The 14,395-nt window shown below is 75.0% G+C and carries 13 protein-coding genes; 10 read left to right on the top strand and 3 right to left on the bottom strand.

Going from position 1 to position 14,395, the window contains the following annotated elements; genetic code table 11:
• Positions 1–367 precede the first annotated feature (367 nt).
• The 3 genes from IE286_RS02825 to IE286_RS02815 are packed head-to-tail and all read left to right on the top strand — an operon-like array spanning position 368 to position 4,217.
• Positions 368–1,258, top strand: coding sequence for an FAD binding domain-containing protein (locus tag IE286_RS02825; RefSeq protein WP_189794956.1), 891 nt, complete (start codon positions 368–370; stop codon positions 1,256–1,258).
• Positions 1,258–1,797: a (2Fe-2S)-binding protein gene (locus tag IE286_RS02820; RefSeq protein ID WP_189794955.1), complete on the top strand. Its 540-nt coding sequence runs from the start codon at positions 1,258–1,260 to the stop codon at positions 1,795–1,797. Before IE286_RS02825 ends, IE286_RS02820 begins: the two co-directional genes overlap by 1 nt.
• Positions 1,794–4,217: a xanthine dehydrogenase family protein molybdopterin-binding subunit gene (locus tag IE286_RS02815; RefSeq protein WP_189794954.1), complete on the top strand. Its 2,424-nt coding sequence runs from the start codon at positions 1,794–1,796 to the stop codon at positions 4,215–4,217. Before IE286_RS02820 ends, IE286_RS02815 begins: the two co-directional genes overlap by 4 nt.
• A gap of 124 nt (positions 4,218–4,341) precedes the next feature.
• Here IE286_RS02815 and IE286_RS02810 read toward each other — a convergent pair whose 3' ends face one another.
• From IE286_RS02810 to IE286_RS02800, 3 genes are all read right to left on the bottom strand, one after another.
• Positions 4,342–5,145 carry a type 1 glutamine amidotransferase gene (locus tag IE286_RS02810; protein ID WP_189794953.1) on the bottom strand — a complete coding sequence of 268 codons (804 nt, stop codon included), beginning with the start codon at positions 5,143–5,145 and terminating at the stop codon, positions 4,342–4,344.
• A 31-nt stretch (positions 5,146–5,176) separates the two neighbouring features.
• Positions 5,177–5,617, bottom strand: a complete 441-nt coding sequence (locus IE286_RS02805; RefSeq protein WP_189794952.1) for an SRPBCC family protein — start codon at positions 5,615–5,617, stop codon at positions 5,177–5,179.
• Between the two features lie 72 nt (positions 5,618–5,689).
• Positions 5,690–6,454 (bottom strand): polysaccharide deacetylase family protein, encoded by a 765-nt coding sequence (locus IE286_RS02800; protein ID WP_189795112.1) that lies wholly within the window; start codon positions 6,452–6,454, stop codon positions 5,690–5,692.
• A 199-nt stretch (positions 6,455–6,653) separates the two neighbouring features.
• Between IE286_RS02800 and IE286_RS02795 the strand changes: the two genes are divergently transcribed.
• From IE286_RS02795 to IE286_RS02765, 7 genes are all read left to right on the top strand, one after another.
• Positions 6,654–7,616 (top strand): UDP-glucuronic acid decarboxylase family protein, encoded by a 963-nt coding sequence (locus IE286_RS02795; RefSeq protein WP_229861924.1) that lies wholly within the window; start codon positions 6,654–6,656, stop codon positions 7,614–7,616.
• Between the two features lie 255 nt (positions 7,617–7,871).
• A complete protein-coding gene (locus IE286_RS02790) occupies positions 7,872–9,509 on the top strand; it encodes a carbamoyltransferase family protein (protein ID WP_189794950.1) in 1,638 nt (545 codons plus the stop codon).
• Positions 9,506–10,561 (top strand): glycosyltransferase family 2 protein, encoded by a 1,056-nt coding sequence (locus IE286_RS02785; RefSeq protein WP_189794949.1) that lies wholly within the window; start codon positions 9,506–9,508, stop codon positions 10,559–10,561. The genes IE286_RS02790 and IE286_RS02785 overlap by 4 nt, the downstream gene beginning before the upstream one ends.
• Positions 10,558–11,172 carry a D-glycero-alpha-D-manno-heptose-1,7-bisphosphate 7-phosphatase gene (locus IE286_RS02780; protein WP_189794948.1) on the top strand — a complete coding sequence of 205 codons (615 nt, stop codon included), beginning with the start codon at positions 10,558–10,560 and terminating at the stop codon, positions 11,170–11,172. The genes IE286_RS02785 and IE286_RS02780 overlap by 4 nt, the downstream gene beginning before the upstream one ends.
• Positions 11,169–12,164, top strand: a complete 996-nt coding sequence (locus IE286_RS02775) for a glycosyltransferase family 9 protein (RefSeq protein ID WP_189794947.1) — start codon at positions 11,169–11,171, stop codon at positions 12,162–12,164. The genes IE286_RS02780 and IE286_RS02775 overlap by 4 nt, the downstream gene beginning before the upstream one ends.
• Entirely contained in the window at positions 12,161–13,114 is a 954-nt protein-coding gene (locus IE286_RS02770; protein ID WP_189794946.1) for a glycosyltransferase, read from the top strand. The genes IE286_RS02775 and IE286_RS02770 overlap by 4 nt, the downstream gene beginning before the upstream one ends.
• The gene (locus IE286_RS02765) at positions 13,111–14,334 is read left to right on the top strand and encodes a glycosyltransferase (protein WP_189794945.1); all 1,224 of its coding nucleotides are present in this window, start codon (positions 13,111–13,113) and stop codon (positions 14,332–14,334) included. The genes IE286_RS02770 and IE286_RS02765 overlap by 4 nt, the downstream gene beginning before the upstream one ends.
• Positions 14,335–14,395 lie beyond the last annotated feature (61 nt).

The following is a 14,395-nucleotide window of genomic DNA, read 5'->3' as shown; positions in this document are numbered from 1 at the left end:
ACTACGGGGTACTACGGGTCGGGGGCCGGGGCTGCGGTCGACGCGACCGGTCGGCGGATCCGTGCGAGCGGCCCGGTCCGCCGGGGCCCGGTTCGGTCCTGAGCCGTGACCTCCGTTTCCCGTGACCCCTGTTGTCCAGCCGGGAAGCGAAGAGGTGACCGACGGCCTCCTTTCATACGAATCTACAAGATGACCATCATGGCCAGCCAAACCCTTCATGGGTTCGGTGACTGACCCCACCGGAGCAGCGGCGGTGTACTGAAAGCGCTCCCCGTGAACACCACAGCAACGAGCCCGGCCCGCCGCTCCCGCAGCGGCTCGGCAGGGACGCGCCCGACGAGCTTCGACACGGAGGAGGGAGCCGGTCATGGACTTCCTCCGCCCCGCCGGCTGGGAGGAGGCGCTCGCCGCGAAGGCCGAGCACCCCGGCGCCGTGCCGATCGCCGGCGGCACCGACGTGATGGTCGACCTCAACTTCGGCCGGCGCAGGCCCGCACACCTCCTCGACCTGACCCGCATCCGCGACCTGTTCGAGTGGGAGGCCGGTGAGGAGAGCGTGCGGCTGGGCGCGTGCGTGCCCTACACCACGATCCTGGAACGGCTCCGCACCGAGCTGCCCGGCCTCGCGCTCGCCTCGCACACCGTCGCCTCCCCGCAGATCCGCAACCGCGGCAGCATCGGCGGCAACCTCGGCACCGCCTCCCCGGCCGGCGACGCCCACCCCGCGCTGCTCGCCGCGGGCGCCGAGGTGGAGGCCGAGTCGGTGCGGGGCGTGCGCCGCATCCCCGTCGACGCCTTCTACACCGGGGTCAAGCGCAACGCGCTCGCCCCGGACGAGCTGATCCGCGCCGTGCACGTGCAGAAGGCCGACGGTCCGCAGCAGTACGCCAAGGCCGGTCCCCGCAACGCGATGGTGATCGCCGTGTGCGCCCTCGGCCTGGCGCTGCACCCCGCCACCCGCACGGTGCGCACCGGCATCGGCTCGGCCGCCCCCACACCGGTGCGGGCCGCGGCCGCCGAGGAGTTCCTGAACGCGGCCCTGGACGAGGGCGGCTACTGGGACAGCGGCGCAGCCCTCGACGCGTCCGTCGCCGGGCACTTCGCCGAGCTGTGCGCGGCCGCCTGCGCGCCGATCGACGACGTCCGGGGCACCGCGCGCTACCGCCGCCACGCGGTGGGCGTGCTCGCCCGCCGGACGCTGATATGGGCCTGGGAGTCGTACCGCGGCACGGGCCGCACCACCGAGGGAGCCTCGTGATGCGTGTCACCTTCACCGTCAACGGACGCACGCGGCAGGCCGACGACGTCTGGGAGGGCGAGTCCCTGCTGTACGTGCTGCGGGAGCGCCTCGGCCTGCCCGGCTCCAAGAACGCCTGCGAGCAGGGCGAGTGCGGCTCGTGCACGGTACGCCTGGACGGTGTGCCGGTGTGCGCCTGCCTGGTGGCCGCCGGGCAGGCGGAGGGCCGCGAGGTGCTCACCGTGGAGGGCCAGGCCGCCCACGCCGCGCGCCGCTCCCGCGACCGGGACCAAGACCCCCGGCAGCACGAGGACACGCCTAACGCCGCGCTGTCCCCCGTCCAGCAGGCGTTCGTCGACGCCGGTGCCGTCCAGTGCGGCTTCTGCACACCCGGCCTGATCGTCGCGGCCGGCCATCTGCTGGAGCACAACCCGGACCCGAGCGACGAGGACATCCGCGAGGCGCTGTCGGGCAACCTGTGCCGCTGCACCGGCTACGGGACGATCATGGACGCGGTCCGCCTGGCGGCCGCCCGGAAGTCCGAGGAGGTCCGGGCATGACGTCACCCCGCCGCGCGACCACGCCCGCGCCGGGCACCGCCCCCGCCGGCGCCCCCACCAGGCTCGTCCAGGGCGCGCACACCAGCGGCGGCATCGGCGCGTCCGTGCTCCGCCCGGACGCCGGCCTGAAGGTCACCGGCCGGTTCGCGTACTCCTCCGACCTGTGGCACGAGGACATGCTGTGGGGTCACACCCTGCGCTCCACCGTCGCCCACGCCGAGATCGTCTCCGTCGACATCTCCGAGGCCCTGGCCACCCCAGGCGTGCACGCCGTGCTGACCTGGGACGACCTGCCCACCGAGGTGCGGCACTACGGCCTGGAGATCCAGGACACCCCGGTCCTCGCCCACGGCAAGGTACGCCACCACGGCGAACCGGTCGCGCTGGTCGCCGCCGACCACCCGGAGACGGCCCGCCGCGCCGCCGCCAGGATCGAGGTGGAGTACCGGGAACTGCCGGTGGTGACCGACGAGACATCCGCCCTCGCACCGGACGCCGTCCTCCTCCACGAGCACCGCACCGACCCCTGCAGCGGCCGCGTCCCGCACCCCAACATCGTCCACCGCCAGCCCGTGGTGCGCGGCGACGTGGCCCGGGCCCGCGACCGGGCCGACGTCATCGTGCGGGGCGAGTACCGCTTCGGCATGCAGGACCAGGCCTTCCTCGGCCCGGAGTCCGGCCTCGCGGTGCCCGAGGAGGACGGCGGCGTCCACCTCTACATCGCCACCCAGTGGCTCCACTCCGACCTGCGCCAGATGGCCCCGGTGCTCGGGCTGCCCGAGGACAAGGTGCGGATGACGCTGGCCGGTGTCGGCGGCGCGTTCGGCGGCCGCGAGGATCTGTCGATGCAGATCCACGCCTGCCTGCTCGCCCTGCGCACCGGCAGGCCGGTCAAGATGGTCTACAACCGGTTCGAGTCGTTCTTCGGCCACGTCCACCGCCACCCGGCCACGCTCCGCTACGAGCACGGTGCCACCCGGGACGGCAGGCTCACCCACCTGACGTGCCGGATCGTCCTGGACGGCGGCGCCTACGCCTCCTCCTCACCGGCGGTCGTCGGCAACGCCGCCTCGCTGGCGGCCGGCCCCTACGCCGTCGACCACGTCGACATCGAGGCGCTCGCCCTGTACACCAACAACCCGCCCTGCGGCGCCATGCGCGGCTTCGGCGCGGTCCAGGCGTGCTTCGCCTACGAGGCGCAGATGGACAAGCTGGCGAAGGAACTCGGCATGGACCCGGTGGAGTTCCGTGTGCGCAACGCCATGACGCAGGGCACGGTCATGCCCACCGGGCAGGTCGTCGACTCCCCGGCGCCGGTCGCCGAACTGCTGCGCCGCGTCGAGGCGAGGCCGCTGCCGCCGCAGCGCCCGTGGGAGTCCGGTGAGGGAGCGGACCTGCGGCAGCTGCCCGGCGGCCTGTCCAACGCCACCCACGGCGAGGGCGTGGTGCGGGGCGTCGGCTACGCGGTCGGCATGAAGAACGTGTGCTACTCGGAGGGGTTCGACGACTGCTCCACCGCCAGGGTGCGACTGGAGGTCATGGGCGGGGAGCCCGTCGCCACCGTGCACACCGCGATGGCCGAGGTGGGCCAGGGCGGTGTCACCGTCCACGCCCAGATCGCCCGCACCGAGCTGGGCGTGGCCCAGGTGGCGATCCACCCCGCCGACACCCGGGTGGGCTCGGCCGGCTCCACCTCGGCCTCCCGGCAGACGTATGTCACCGGCGGCGCCGTGAAACACGCCTGCGAGCAGGTGCGCCGGAGAGTGTTCGAGATCGGCCGTCGCAGGTTCGGCACACGTCACCCCGCATGGGACGGTGCCCGGCTTCTGCTGGAGAACGGCAAGATCGTCACCGAGGACGGCGAGGTGCTCGCCGGGCTGGCGGAGGTCCTGCGGGACGAGGTGGTGGAGGTCGTACAGCAGTGGCGGCACCGGCCCACCGAGCCGTTCGACCCGCACACCGGGCAGGGCAACGGGCATGTCCAGTACGCCTTCGCCGCGCACCGCGCCGTCGTCGACGTCGACACCGAGCTGGGCCTGGTGAAGGTGGTCGAGCTGGCCTGCGCACAGGACGTCGGCAAGGCACTCAACCCGCCGACCGTGGCCGGGCAGATCCAGGGCGGCACCGTGCAGGGCCTGGGTATCGCCGTCATGGAGGAGATCGTCGTCGACCCGGTGACGGCACAGGTGAGGAACCCGTCCTTCACGGACTATCTGATCCCCACCATCCTCGACACCCCGGACATCCCCGCCGACGTGCTCGAACTCGCCGACGAACACGCCCCCTACGGGCTGCGCGGCGTCGGCGAGGCACCCACGCTGTCGTCCACGCCGGCCGTCCTGGCGGCGATCCGGGACGCCACCGGGCTGGAGCTGACCCGCACACCGGTGCGGCCGGAACACCTGACCGGAACGGAGTGACCGGCCACCGGGAAACCCTCCGGGCGGCACACCGGGCACGGCACACCTGCCGCGCCGCCCGGGACGCTTCAGGTGTGTCCGCTCGCACGCCACGTCCCGGCCCGCGTGCGCACCTTCAGGTGTGTCACCCCGGCCGCCGCCCGGCCCGCACCAGCAAGGCGAACCGCCGGGCCACCGTCCGCCACACCGGTGCGGCGGCCGCGTCGTCCCGCAGCGCCGCCCGGTGCAGCACCTCGCGGTCCACGCCGTGGCGCGCCAGGCGCTCCTCGTACCAGCCGGCGATGCGCTCCGGGTCGCCCTCGGGATGGAACTGCACGCCCCAGGCCGCGTCACCGACCCGGAACGCCTGGTACGGGCAGCGCTCGCTGGAGGCCAGCCACCGGGCGCCCGCCGGCAGCCGCACGATCGCGTCCACGTGGTTCTCGATGGCCGGTACCCGCCCGGGAAGCCGCGCGAACAGCGCATCACCGGCGGCCTCCTGGCGCAGCGTCAGCTGCGTGCTGCCGAACTCCGGTTCCCCGTGGTCCCGTTTCACCGCGCCGCCCGCCACCTGGGCGAGCATCTGACCGCCCAGGCAGATGCCGAACACCGGGACGCCGGTGTCCAGCGCCTGCCGCATCAGGGCCCGTGTGGGTGCCAGCCACGGCGCCCGTTCGTCGTCGTCCGGGAGCAGGGCACCGCCCAGCACGATCAGCCCGCCGTGTTCCTCCAGCCGGCCGGGCAGCGGCTGCCCGAGGTCCCCGCGGACGACGTCCACCCGCACACCGCCCTCGGCCAGCCACCCCTCCCACCGTCCGGGACCCGAGTGGGCGCTGTTCTGCACCACCAGCACGGCCGGCGCGGGCGCGTCGCCGTCGTGTCCGGCGGACGGCGCGGAAAGGCTCCGTGGGTCCGTCACGGCGTGCGAGGGTGCGGGCCGTGTCTCCATGGGCCGATCGTAGCGGCGGCGCGAGCGGCGATCACGGGGTGCGCAGCAGCCGGTTGACCACCCGTCCGAACAGTGTCAGGGCGGCGCGGCGCAGCAACGGGTCGGCCGCGGACGGCAGCCCGCGCACCCGCAGTTCCTCGCGCCAGCGCACCCTGCTGCGGCCCCCGGGGCCCGGAACCACCTCCAGTTCCGCCCGGCCCAGCACCACACGCCCCCGTTTCTCCAGCCGGCACAGGCCCGGCTCGCCGTCGGCCGGCGGACGCCACAGCGTCACCTCCATCGGATCGGCGAAACCCAACGGCCCGATCCCCGTGCGCGCCACGAAGCGTGTGCCCACGCCGGTCGGTCCCGGCGTCGACACGGTGATCCGGGTCAGCGGCACGGCGTCGCCGTGCCGCTCCCACCGGGTGAGGCGCCGCCAGGCCTCGTCGAGCGGGAGCGGTGCCGTGCGTTCGAGGAAGAAGTCGACCACGGGATGATCGTAGGCACGGCATGCCCGTCGTGGACCCGTTCACACGCGGCTCACCGGTGCGGCCGGCGACGGCTACCGGTACACCGCGCCGGGCTGCGGCTTGCCCGGAGCGAGCAGCTGAGGCACCGTCACGAAGGTGTAGCCGCGCTCCTTGAGCGCGTCGATGATGCCGGGGACGGCCGGCACCGTGCCCGGGTAGATGTCGTGCAGCAGGATGATGCCGTCGCGGTCGACCTGGTCGAGGACCCGCTGGGTGATGAGTGCGGAGTCGTTGGTCTTGTAGTCCTTGGCCGTCACGCTCCACAGGACCTCCGACATGCCCATCTCCTCGCAGATCCTCTGCACGGCGTCGTTGGTCCGGCCCTGCGGCGGACGCATCAGCACCGGCGTGCGGCCGGTGAGACGTTTGATCGCCTCGTTGGGGCGGCGCAGTTCGTCCCGTATCCGGTCGTCGGACAGCTTCGTCAGTATCTGGTGGTCCCAGGTGTGGCTGGCCACCTCGTGGCCCTCCGCAGCCATCCGCCTGACCAGGTCCGGGTACTTCTCGATGTGCCGGGCGCCGAGGAGGAAGAACGTCGCCGGGACCTTTTTCTCCTTGAGGATGTCCAGCAGCCTGGGGGAGTTCTGGCTCGGGCCGGCGTCGAAGGTGAGCGCGACGCACTTGGCGTGACGGCAGTCCACCGTGCCGAACGGGGCCGGTGCCCCCGCCGCCGCGTGCGCGCGGGCGTCGCTCGGCGAGGTGGTCACGACGCGCGTGCAGCCGCCGAGCGCGAGGGTCGCACCGACCGCCGCGGCCAGGGCCGCCCATCCGTGCAACCGCGTCCCCGATTTCTTCATCCTCTTGATCGCTTCAGGCATGCCGGGACTATACACGGCACGTATAGACGAAGTGTATAGAGGGGGAGTGCGTCCGAGCCGCGGGCGCCCTCGCGCATGTGCGGGCCAGCGGGCCGGTCCTGCCGCCTCGATGTGTGCCGCCCGATCACCGGGTTACTCAGGCCGACATGCATCTGTCGGCGAGAGGGAGGAGAGCCCCGTGAGCGGACGCATATGGCGCCGGGCCCTGGTCACCGGCGGAGCCGGCTTCGTGGGATCCCATCTGTGCGAACGGCTGCTCGAGGCCGGAACCGACGTCGTCTGCCTGGACAACCTGTCCACCGGCGCGTACACCAACATCGCCGCCCTGGAGCGGCGGCCGGGTTTCCGCTTCGTCCGGGCCGACGCGGCCGACACCCGGGCGATGCGCACCCTGCCCGGCCGCTTCGACCTGGTGCTGCACCTGGCCTGCCCCGCCTCGCCCGCCGACTATCTGCGCCTGCCGCTGGAAACCCTCGACGCCGGCAGCACCGGCACCCGCAACGCCCTGGAACGTGCCCGCACCGACGGCGCCCGCTTCCTGCTGGCCTCCACCTCCGAGGTCTACGGCGACCCGCTGGAGCACCCGCAGCGCGAGACCTACTGGGGCAACGTCAACCCCGTAGGACCCCGCAGCGTCTACGACGAGTCCAAGCGTTTCGCCGAGGCACTGGTCACCGCGCACCGCGCGGTCCACGGCACCGACACCGCCATCGTGCGCATCTTCAACACCTACGGCCCCCGGATGCGCGCCGGCGACGGCCGCGCCGTGCCCACGTTCATCTCCCAGGCCCTGGCCGGAGCCCCGCTCACCGTCGCCGGGGACGGCAGCCAGACACGGTCGCTGTGCTACGTGGACGACACGGTCGACGGCCTTCTCGCCCTGGTCGCCTCCGGCGAGACGGGGCCGGTCAACATCGGCGGCGAGGACGAGATCACCATGCTGGAGCTGGCCCGCCGCATCGTGGAGCTGACCGGGTCCCGCTCCCGGATCCGGTTCGTCGGCCGGCCCGTCGACGACCCCGGCCGGCGCCGCCCCGACACCCGGCTCGCCCGCGAGCGGCTGGGCTGGTCGCCCCGCGTGGACTGGGCGGAGGGGCTCCGGCACACCGTCGGCTGGTTCGCCCGCGCGGCGGCCGCCTGAGCCGTCCGAACACCCCGCCACGGGGGCCGCGCGCCCCGGTGCGCACAGCAGACCGCGGTGACCTGAACCGTACCGCCCCCGTCCCACCAGCATCTCTCACCGTGCGCGACCACCTGTGCGCCCTGCGCGCCGGTACGCCCCGCGCGGGCCGCAGTTGGCTTCACGTGTTTGAGACAGCCGCAGCGCGGCACCCAGATGCCCGAAGTGACCGACGGCCCTCCCGCCGGGCCACCGCCGAAGCGGACGGAGCCGCCCATGCGCATCCTCGGTGTCAACGCCCTGTTCCACGACCCGGCCGCCGCCCTCGTCGTCGACGGCCGCACGGTCGCGGCCGGCGAGGAAGAGCGCTTCAGCCGGCGCAAGCACGGCAAGCGCCCGGTGCCGTTCTCCGCGTGGGAGCTGCCCGAACTCTCCGCCCGCTGGTGCCTGGAGCACGCCGGCATCACCCCGGACCAGCTGGACGCCGTCACCTACTCCTTCGACCCCGCCCTGGCCCGCCCGGCCCGCGAGATGGGCCTGTCCGACCCGTGGGACCCGCTGCGCCTGGAGTACGCCCGGCGGGCACCCGGGTTTCTCGCCGAGGCGCTGCCCGGGCTCGACCCGGCCAAGGTCGTCTTCGTCCCGCACCACATCGCCCACGCCGCGTCCGCCGGCCCCGCCTCGCCGTACCCCGACAGCGCCGTCCTGGTGCTGGACGGGCGCGGCGAGGCCGCCTCCCACCTGGCCGGACGCTTCCACGACGGCAAGCTCGACGTGCTCGCCGCACAGGCCCTGCCGCACTCCCTCGGCCTGGTCTACGAGGAACTCACCGAGCACCTCGGTTTCCTGCGCAGCAGCGACGAGTACAAGGTCATGGCGCTCGCCTCCTACGGCACGCCCCGCTTCCTGCCCCGGCTGCGCTCGTACGTGCACGCCACCGGTGACGGCGGCTTCCGCGCCCACGGCGTCGACTGGGCCGCCTTCACCCCGCCGCGCGCCCCGGGCCAGCCGTGGACCCGGGAGCACGCCGACCTCGCCGCCAGCTGCCAGGCCGTGCTGGAGGAGGTGCTGCTGGACCTCGTGCACTGGCTGCACCGCGAGGCCGGCGGCGAGGCCCTCACCCTGGCCGGCGGCGTCGCCCTGAACTGCGTCGCCAACTCCCGGATCGCCGCGAAGGGTCCCTACCGGCACGTGTGGGTGCAGCCCGCCGCCGGTGACGCCGGCACCGCGCTCGGCGGCGCCCTGTACCTGACCGCGAGCGAGGGCGTCGTACCCCAACCCATGCCGGGCGCCGACCTCGGCCGCGGCTGGAGCGACGAGGAGCTGCGGCAGCGGCTCAAGGAGGCCGCCGTCCCCTACGAGCGGCCCGAGGACATCGCCGAGACGGTCGCCGAGGAACTCGCCCGCGACGGCATCGTCGCCTGGTTCCAGGGGCGCAGCGAGTACGGCCCGCGCGCCCTCGGCCACCGCTCGCTGCTCGCCCACCCGGGCCGCGCCGCCAACCTCGAACGCCTCAACCGGGTCAAGGGACGCGAGGAGTTCAGGCCGGTGGCCCCGATGGTGCTCGCCGACCGCGCCGCCGAACTGTTCGACGGCCCGCTGCCCAGCCCGTACATGCTCTTCGTGCACGACGTGAACGCCGCCTGGCGGGATCGCATCCCCGCCGTGGTGCACGTCGACGGCACCGCCCGCATCCAGACCGTCGACGAGCGCCGCGAACCCCTCGTCGCCCGGATGCTGCACGGCTTCGAGCGGCGCACCGGGCTGCCCGTCGTCGTCAACACCAGCCTGAACACCGCCGGCCGGCCCATGGTCGACGACCCGCGCGACGCCCTGGAGTGTTTCGGCTCCGCCCCCGTCGACCTGCTGGCGATCGGCCCCTTCGCGGTGCGCAGGGGGAGGGCGTACGCATGAACCGCACCGACCGCGACCGCCGCACGGCCGGCCCGCCCGACCGGACGGCCACCGGCCCCGCCTACGCCGTGGTGATCCCCACCCTGGCCCGGGACACGCTCGCCGACTGCCTGGCCGCGCTCGCCGCCGCCACCGGTCCGCGGCCCGAGGAGATCGTCGTCGTGGACGACCGGCCCGACCCCGACCCCGCCGCCCTGGAGCACCCGCTCAGCGTGCTCGGCGACCTGACGGACCGCACCACCGTGCTCACCAGCGGCGGCCGGGGCCCCGCCGCCGCCCGCAACACCGGGCTGCGCGCGGTCACCACGCCCTGGGTGGCCTTCCTCGACGACGACGTCCAGGTCGGCCCGCACTGGTGCGCGCAACTGGTGCAGGACCTCGCCGAGGCGAGCGGCGACACCGCGGCCGTGCAGGGCGTCATCGCCGTGCCGCTGCCCGGCGAACGCCACCCCACCGACTGGGAACGCGGCACCGCCGGCCTCGCCCGGGCCCGCTGGATCACCGCCGACATGGCCTACCGCACCGCCGCGCTGCGGCAGGTCGCCGGGTTCGACGAACGTTTCCGGCGCGCCTTCCGCGAGGACGCCGACCTGGCGCTGCGGGTCATGGACGCCGGCTGGCGCATCCGTCAGGGCCGCCGCACCACCCGCCACCCCGTCCGCCCGGCCGGCCGCTGGGTGTCGCTGCACGCCCAGCGCGGCAACGCCGACGACGCCCTGATGGTCCGTCTGCACGGGCCCGACTGGTGGCGCAAGGCGTGCGCCCCGCGCGGCCGCATCCGCGCCCACCTCGCGGTCACCGCCGCCGGCGCCGCCGCCTGCGCGCTGGCCGCCGCCCGCCGGCCCCGGCTCGCCGCCTTGGTCGGCCTGGGCTGGGCGGCCGGCACCGCCGAGTTCGCCTGGGCGCGCATCGCCCCCGGGCCGCGCACCCGGCACGAGGTGACCACCATGATCGTCACCAGTGTGCTCATCCCGCCCGCCGCGACCTGGTACTGGCTCAGCGGCCTGTGGCGGCACCGGGCCGCCCCCGCCTGGCAGGAGGTGGCGCCGTGAACCGGATCAGGGCGGTGCTGTTCGACCGCGACGGCACCCTCGTCGAGGACGTCCCCTACAACGGCGACCCCGCACGGGTCCGCCCGGTCGCCGGCGCCCGCGAGGCGGTCCGGCTGCTGCGGAACGCGGGCATCGGCACCGGCGTCGTCACCAACCAGTCCGGGGTGGCCCGCGGGCTGATCGGCACCGCCGACGTGCGCCGGGTCGACGAGCGCATCGACGAACTGCTCGGCCCCTTCGACGTATGGGCCGTGTGCCCGCACGGCCCCGCCGACGGCTGCCGCTGCCGCAAACCGCGGCCCGGCCTGATCCTGTGGGCGGCGGGCCGGCTGTGCACCGCGCCCGAGGACATCGTGGTGATCGGCGACATCGGCGCCGACCTGGAGGCCGCCCGCCGGGCCGGCGCCGAGGGCATCCTCGTGCCCACCGCGGCCACCCGCCCCGAGGAGAAGGCCGCCGCCCGCCACGTCGCCCCGAACCTGCCGGCCGCCGTCCGCGCCGTGCTCACCGGGCCCCCGCCCTGGGACTTCACCCGCCGCCACGACGAGGACTGCGCGGGGGCACCGGCCGGGTGCCCGCCGGCGTACGGCACCGGACGGAGGGTGCGATGAAGACGATCGTCACCCGCCTGGACAGCTTCGGCGACGTCCTGCTCGCCGGCCCCGCCGTGCGGGCCGTCGCCGCCCGCGCCGAGCACGTCACCCTGCTGTGCGGGCCGCGCGGCGAACCCGCGGCACGGCTGCTGCCCGGCGTCAGCGACATCCTGGTCTGGGACGCGCCCTGGGCCGGGTTCGAACCGCCGCCCGTCGACCGCGGCGGCGTCGACAAGGTGGTCGACGCCCTCGCCGCCCAGGAGGCCGACAGCGCGCTGGTGCTGACCTCCTTCCACCAGTCACCGCTGCCCACCGCGCTGCTGCTGCGCCTGGCCGGCGTCGGGCACATCGCCGCGGACAGCGAGGACTACCCCGGCTCCCTGCTCGACGTCCGCCACCGCCGCGCCCCGCACGCCCACGAGGCCGAGGCCGGACTCGATCTCGCCGGCGCCGCCGGGTTCCCGCGCGTCGACGACGGCCGGCTGCGGGTGCTGCCTCCGCCCGCGACCACCCGGCTCACCGGCCCCGAGCCGTACGTCGTGCTGCACCCGGGCGCCAGCGTCCCCGCCCGCGCCTGGAGCCCCTGGCGCTGCCGGGAGGCCGTGCGCGCACTGACCGCCGCCGGGCACCGCGTGGTGGTCACCGGCGGCAGGGGAGAGCGGGACCTGACCGCGCTCGTCGCCGGAGAGCTGGCCTGCGACCTCGGCGGCCGCACCGACGCCGCCGAACTGGCCGGTGTGCTCGCTGGGGCCCGCGCCGTGGTCACCGGCAACACCGGCCCCGCCCACCTGGCCGCCGCCGTGGGCACCCCGGTCGTCTCCCTGTTCGCCCCGGTCGTGCCCGCCGAACGCTGGCGGCCCTACGGCGTGCCGCACGTGCTGCTCGGCGACCAGAACGCCCCCTGCGCGGACAGCCGCGCCCGGATCTGCCCGGTGCCCGGGCACCCCTGCCTGGAGTCGGTGACCGCCGAGGACGTGCTCGCCGCCGTGGAGAAGGTGATGACGGCATGAGGATCCTCATCTGGCACGTGCACGGCTCCTGGACCACCGCGTTCGTCCAGGGCCCGCACACCTACGTCGTGCCCGTCACCCCCGGCCGCGGACCCGACGGCCTCGGCCGCGCCCGCACCTTCGACTGGCCCGCGTCGGTGATCGAACTCCCGCCGGAGGAACTGCGCGACGCCGGCATCGACGTCGTCGTCCTGCAACGCCCCCACGAGTACGACCTCGTCCGGCGCTGGCTCGGCCGCACCCCGCCGATGGTGTACCTGGAGCACAACGCCCCGCACGGCGACGTGCCCGACACCCGGCACCCGGTCGCCGGCCTGCCCGGTGACATCCCGCTGGTCCACGTCACCCACTTCAACCGGCTGATGTGGGACGCGGGCGGCGCCGAGACCGTCGTCATCGAGCACGGCATCGTCGACCCCGGCCCGCTGTGGACCGGCGAGCTGCCGCACGCCGCCGTCGTCGTCAACGAGCCGGTCCGGCGCGGCCGCACCACCGGCACCGACCTGCTGCCCGCCTTCGCCCGGGCCGCCCCCCTCGACGTGTTCGGCATGCGGACCGACGGCCTGGCCGGCCGGCTCGGCCTGCCGCCCGAGCGGTGCCGCAGCCACGAGCTGATCCAGCGCGACCTGCACCGGGCCATGGCCCGGCGCCGCGTGTACGTCCACCCGGTGCGCTGGACCTCCCTCGGGCTGTCCCTGCTGGAGGCCATGCACCTGGGCATGCCGGTCGTCGCGCTCGCCACCACCGAGGTCGCCGAGGCGGTACCGCCGGGCGCCGGGGTGGTCTCCAACCGCGTCGACGTCCTCACCGACGCCGTACGCGACTTCGTCGCCGACCCGCTGCTCGCCCGCACGGTCGGCGAGGGCGCACGCACCGCCGCGCTCGCCCGCTACGGGCTTACCCGCTTCCTGGACGACTGGGAGCGGCTGCTGAAGGAGGTGACCCGATGAGGATCGCCATGGTGTCCGAGCACGCCAGCCCGCTCGCCGTCATCGGCGGGGTCGACGCCGGCGGCCAGAACGTCTACGTCGCCCGGCTCACCGAGGAACTGGCGCGGCGCGGGCACGAGGTCACCGTGTACACCCGGCGCGACGACCCCCGCCTGCCGGACCGGGTGCTGCTGCCCGGCGGCGGCGTCGTGGAGCACGTACCGGCCGGGCCGCCCACGGTGCTGCCCAAGGACGAGCTGTTCCCGTACATGCCCGACTTCGGCGCGTACCTGGCGCGCGCCTGGCGCCGTGAGCGGCCCGACGTGGTGCACGCCCACTTCTGGATGTCCGGCATGGCCTGCCTGCTCGGCGCGGGACCGCACGGCATCCCGGTCACCCAGACGTTCCACGCCCTGGGCACCGTCAAGCGCCGGCACCAGGGCGACGCCGACACCAGCCCGCCCGAACGGATCGCCGTGGAGCGGCAGATCGGCCGCACCTGCGACCGGGTCCTGGCCACCTGCACCGACGAGGTCCACGAACTCGCCGACATGGGCGTCTCCCCGCGCCGGGTGTCCGTGGTGCCCTGCGGCGTGGACCCCGTCCGCTTCCACCCCGGCGCCGACCCCGCCGGTGCGCCCGCGCCCCGCCGCACCCGCCGGCACCGGCTGCTCGCCTGCGGCCGGCTGGTCCCCCGCAAGGGCTACGACCTGGCGATCCGGGCCCTGACCCGGATCCCGGACACCGAACTCCTCGTCGCCGGCGGCCCGCCGCCCGCACAGCTGGACGGCGCGCCCGAGGCCCGGCGGCTGAGGGCGCTCGCCGAGGAACACGGCGTCGGCGACCGGGTGCGTCTGCTCGGCGCCGTCGACCCGGAGCGGATGCCCGCCCTGATGCGCAGCGCCGACCTGGTGCTGTGCACCCCGGTGTACGAGCCGTTCGGCATCGTGCCGCTGGAGGCGATGGCCTGCGCGGTGCCCGTCGTCGCCACCGACGTCGGCGGCCACCGCGACTCCGTCGCCGACGGCCGCACCGGCCGCCTGGTCACCCCCGGCGACCCGGACGCGGTGGCCCGCGCGGTCCGCGACCTGCTGGGCAGCGCCCGGCTCCGCCGCCGCTGCGGCAGCGCGGGCCGCGCCCGGGTCCTGGCCCGTTTCACCTGGCCGCGCGTCGCCGACGGCGTCGAGCAGGTCTACCGGCGTCTGACGGCCGAGAGCGCACCGCGGCCGCAGGTGGCCTGAGTGCCCACCGCCCGTCCTGAGTGCGCACCGCCCGTCAGCCCACCGAGCCCACGGAGGTGAC

This window comes from Streptomyces thermodiastaticus, assembly GCF_014656135.1.
Classification (GTDB): domain Bacteria; phylum Actinomycetota; class Actinomycetes; order Streptomycetales; family Streptomycetaceae; genus Streptomyces; species Streptomyces thermodiastaticus.
This window is presented reverse-complemented; position numbering and strand designations above follow the sequence as displayed.

What these genes read in the sequence shown, in the direction of transcription:
- IE286_RS02825 (WP_189794956.1), top strand. Translation starts at nt 368, where the DNA reads ATGGACTTCCTCCGCCCCGCCGGCTGGGAGGAGGCGCTCGCCGCGAAG.
- IE286_RS02820 (WP_189794955.1), top strand. Translation starts at nt 1,258, where the DNA reads ATGCGTGTCACCTTCACCGTCAACGGACGCACGCGGCAGGCCGACGAC.
- IE286_RS02815 (WP_189794954.1), top strand. Translation starts at nt 1,794, where the DNA reads ATGACGTCACCCCGCCGCGCGACCACGCCCGCGCCGGGCACCGCCCCC.
- IE286_RS02810 (WP_189794953.1), bottom strand. Translation starts at nt 5,145, where the DNA reads ATGGAGACACGGCCCGCACCCTCGCACGCCGTGACGGACCCACGGAGC.
- IE286_RS02800 (WP_189795112.1), bottom strand. Translation starts at nt 6,454, where the DNA reads ATGAAGAAATCGGGGACGCGGTTGCACGGATGGGCGGCCCTGGCCGCG.
- IE286_RS02790 (WP_189794950.1), top strand. Translation starts at nt 7,872, where the DNA reads ATGCGCATCCTCGGTGTCAACGCCCTGTTCCACGACCCGGCCGCCGCC.
- IE286_RS02785 (WP_189794949.1), top strand. Translation starts at nt 9,506, where the DNA reads ATGAACCGCACCGACCGCGACCGCCGCACGGCCGGCCCGCCCGACCGG.
- IE286_RS02775 (WP_189794947.1), top strand. Translation starts at nt 11,169, where the DNA reads ATGAAGACGATCGTCACCCGCCTGGACAGCTTCGGCGACGTCCTGCTC.
- IE286_RS02770 (WP_189794946.1), top strand. Translation starts at nt 12,161, where the DNA reads ATGAGGATCCTCATCTGGCACGTGCACGGCTCCTGGACCACCGCGTTC.
- IE286_RS02765 (WP_189794945.1), top strand. Translation starts at nt 13,111, where the DNA reads ATGAGGATCGCCATGGTGTCCGAGCACGCCAGCCCGCTCGCCGTCATC.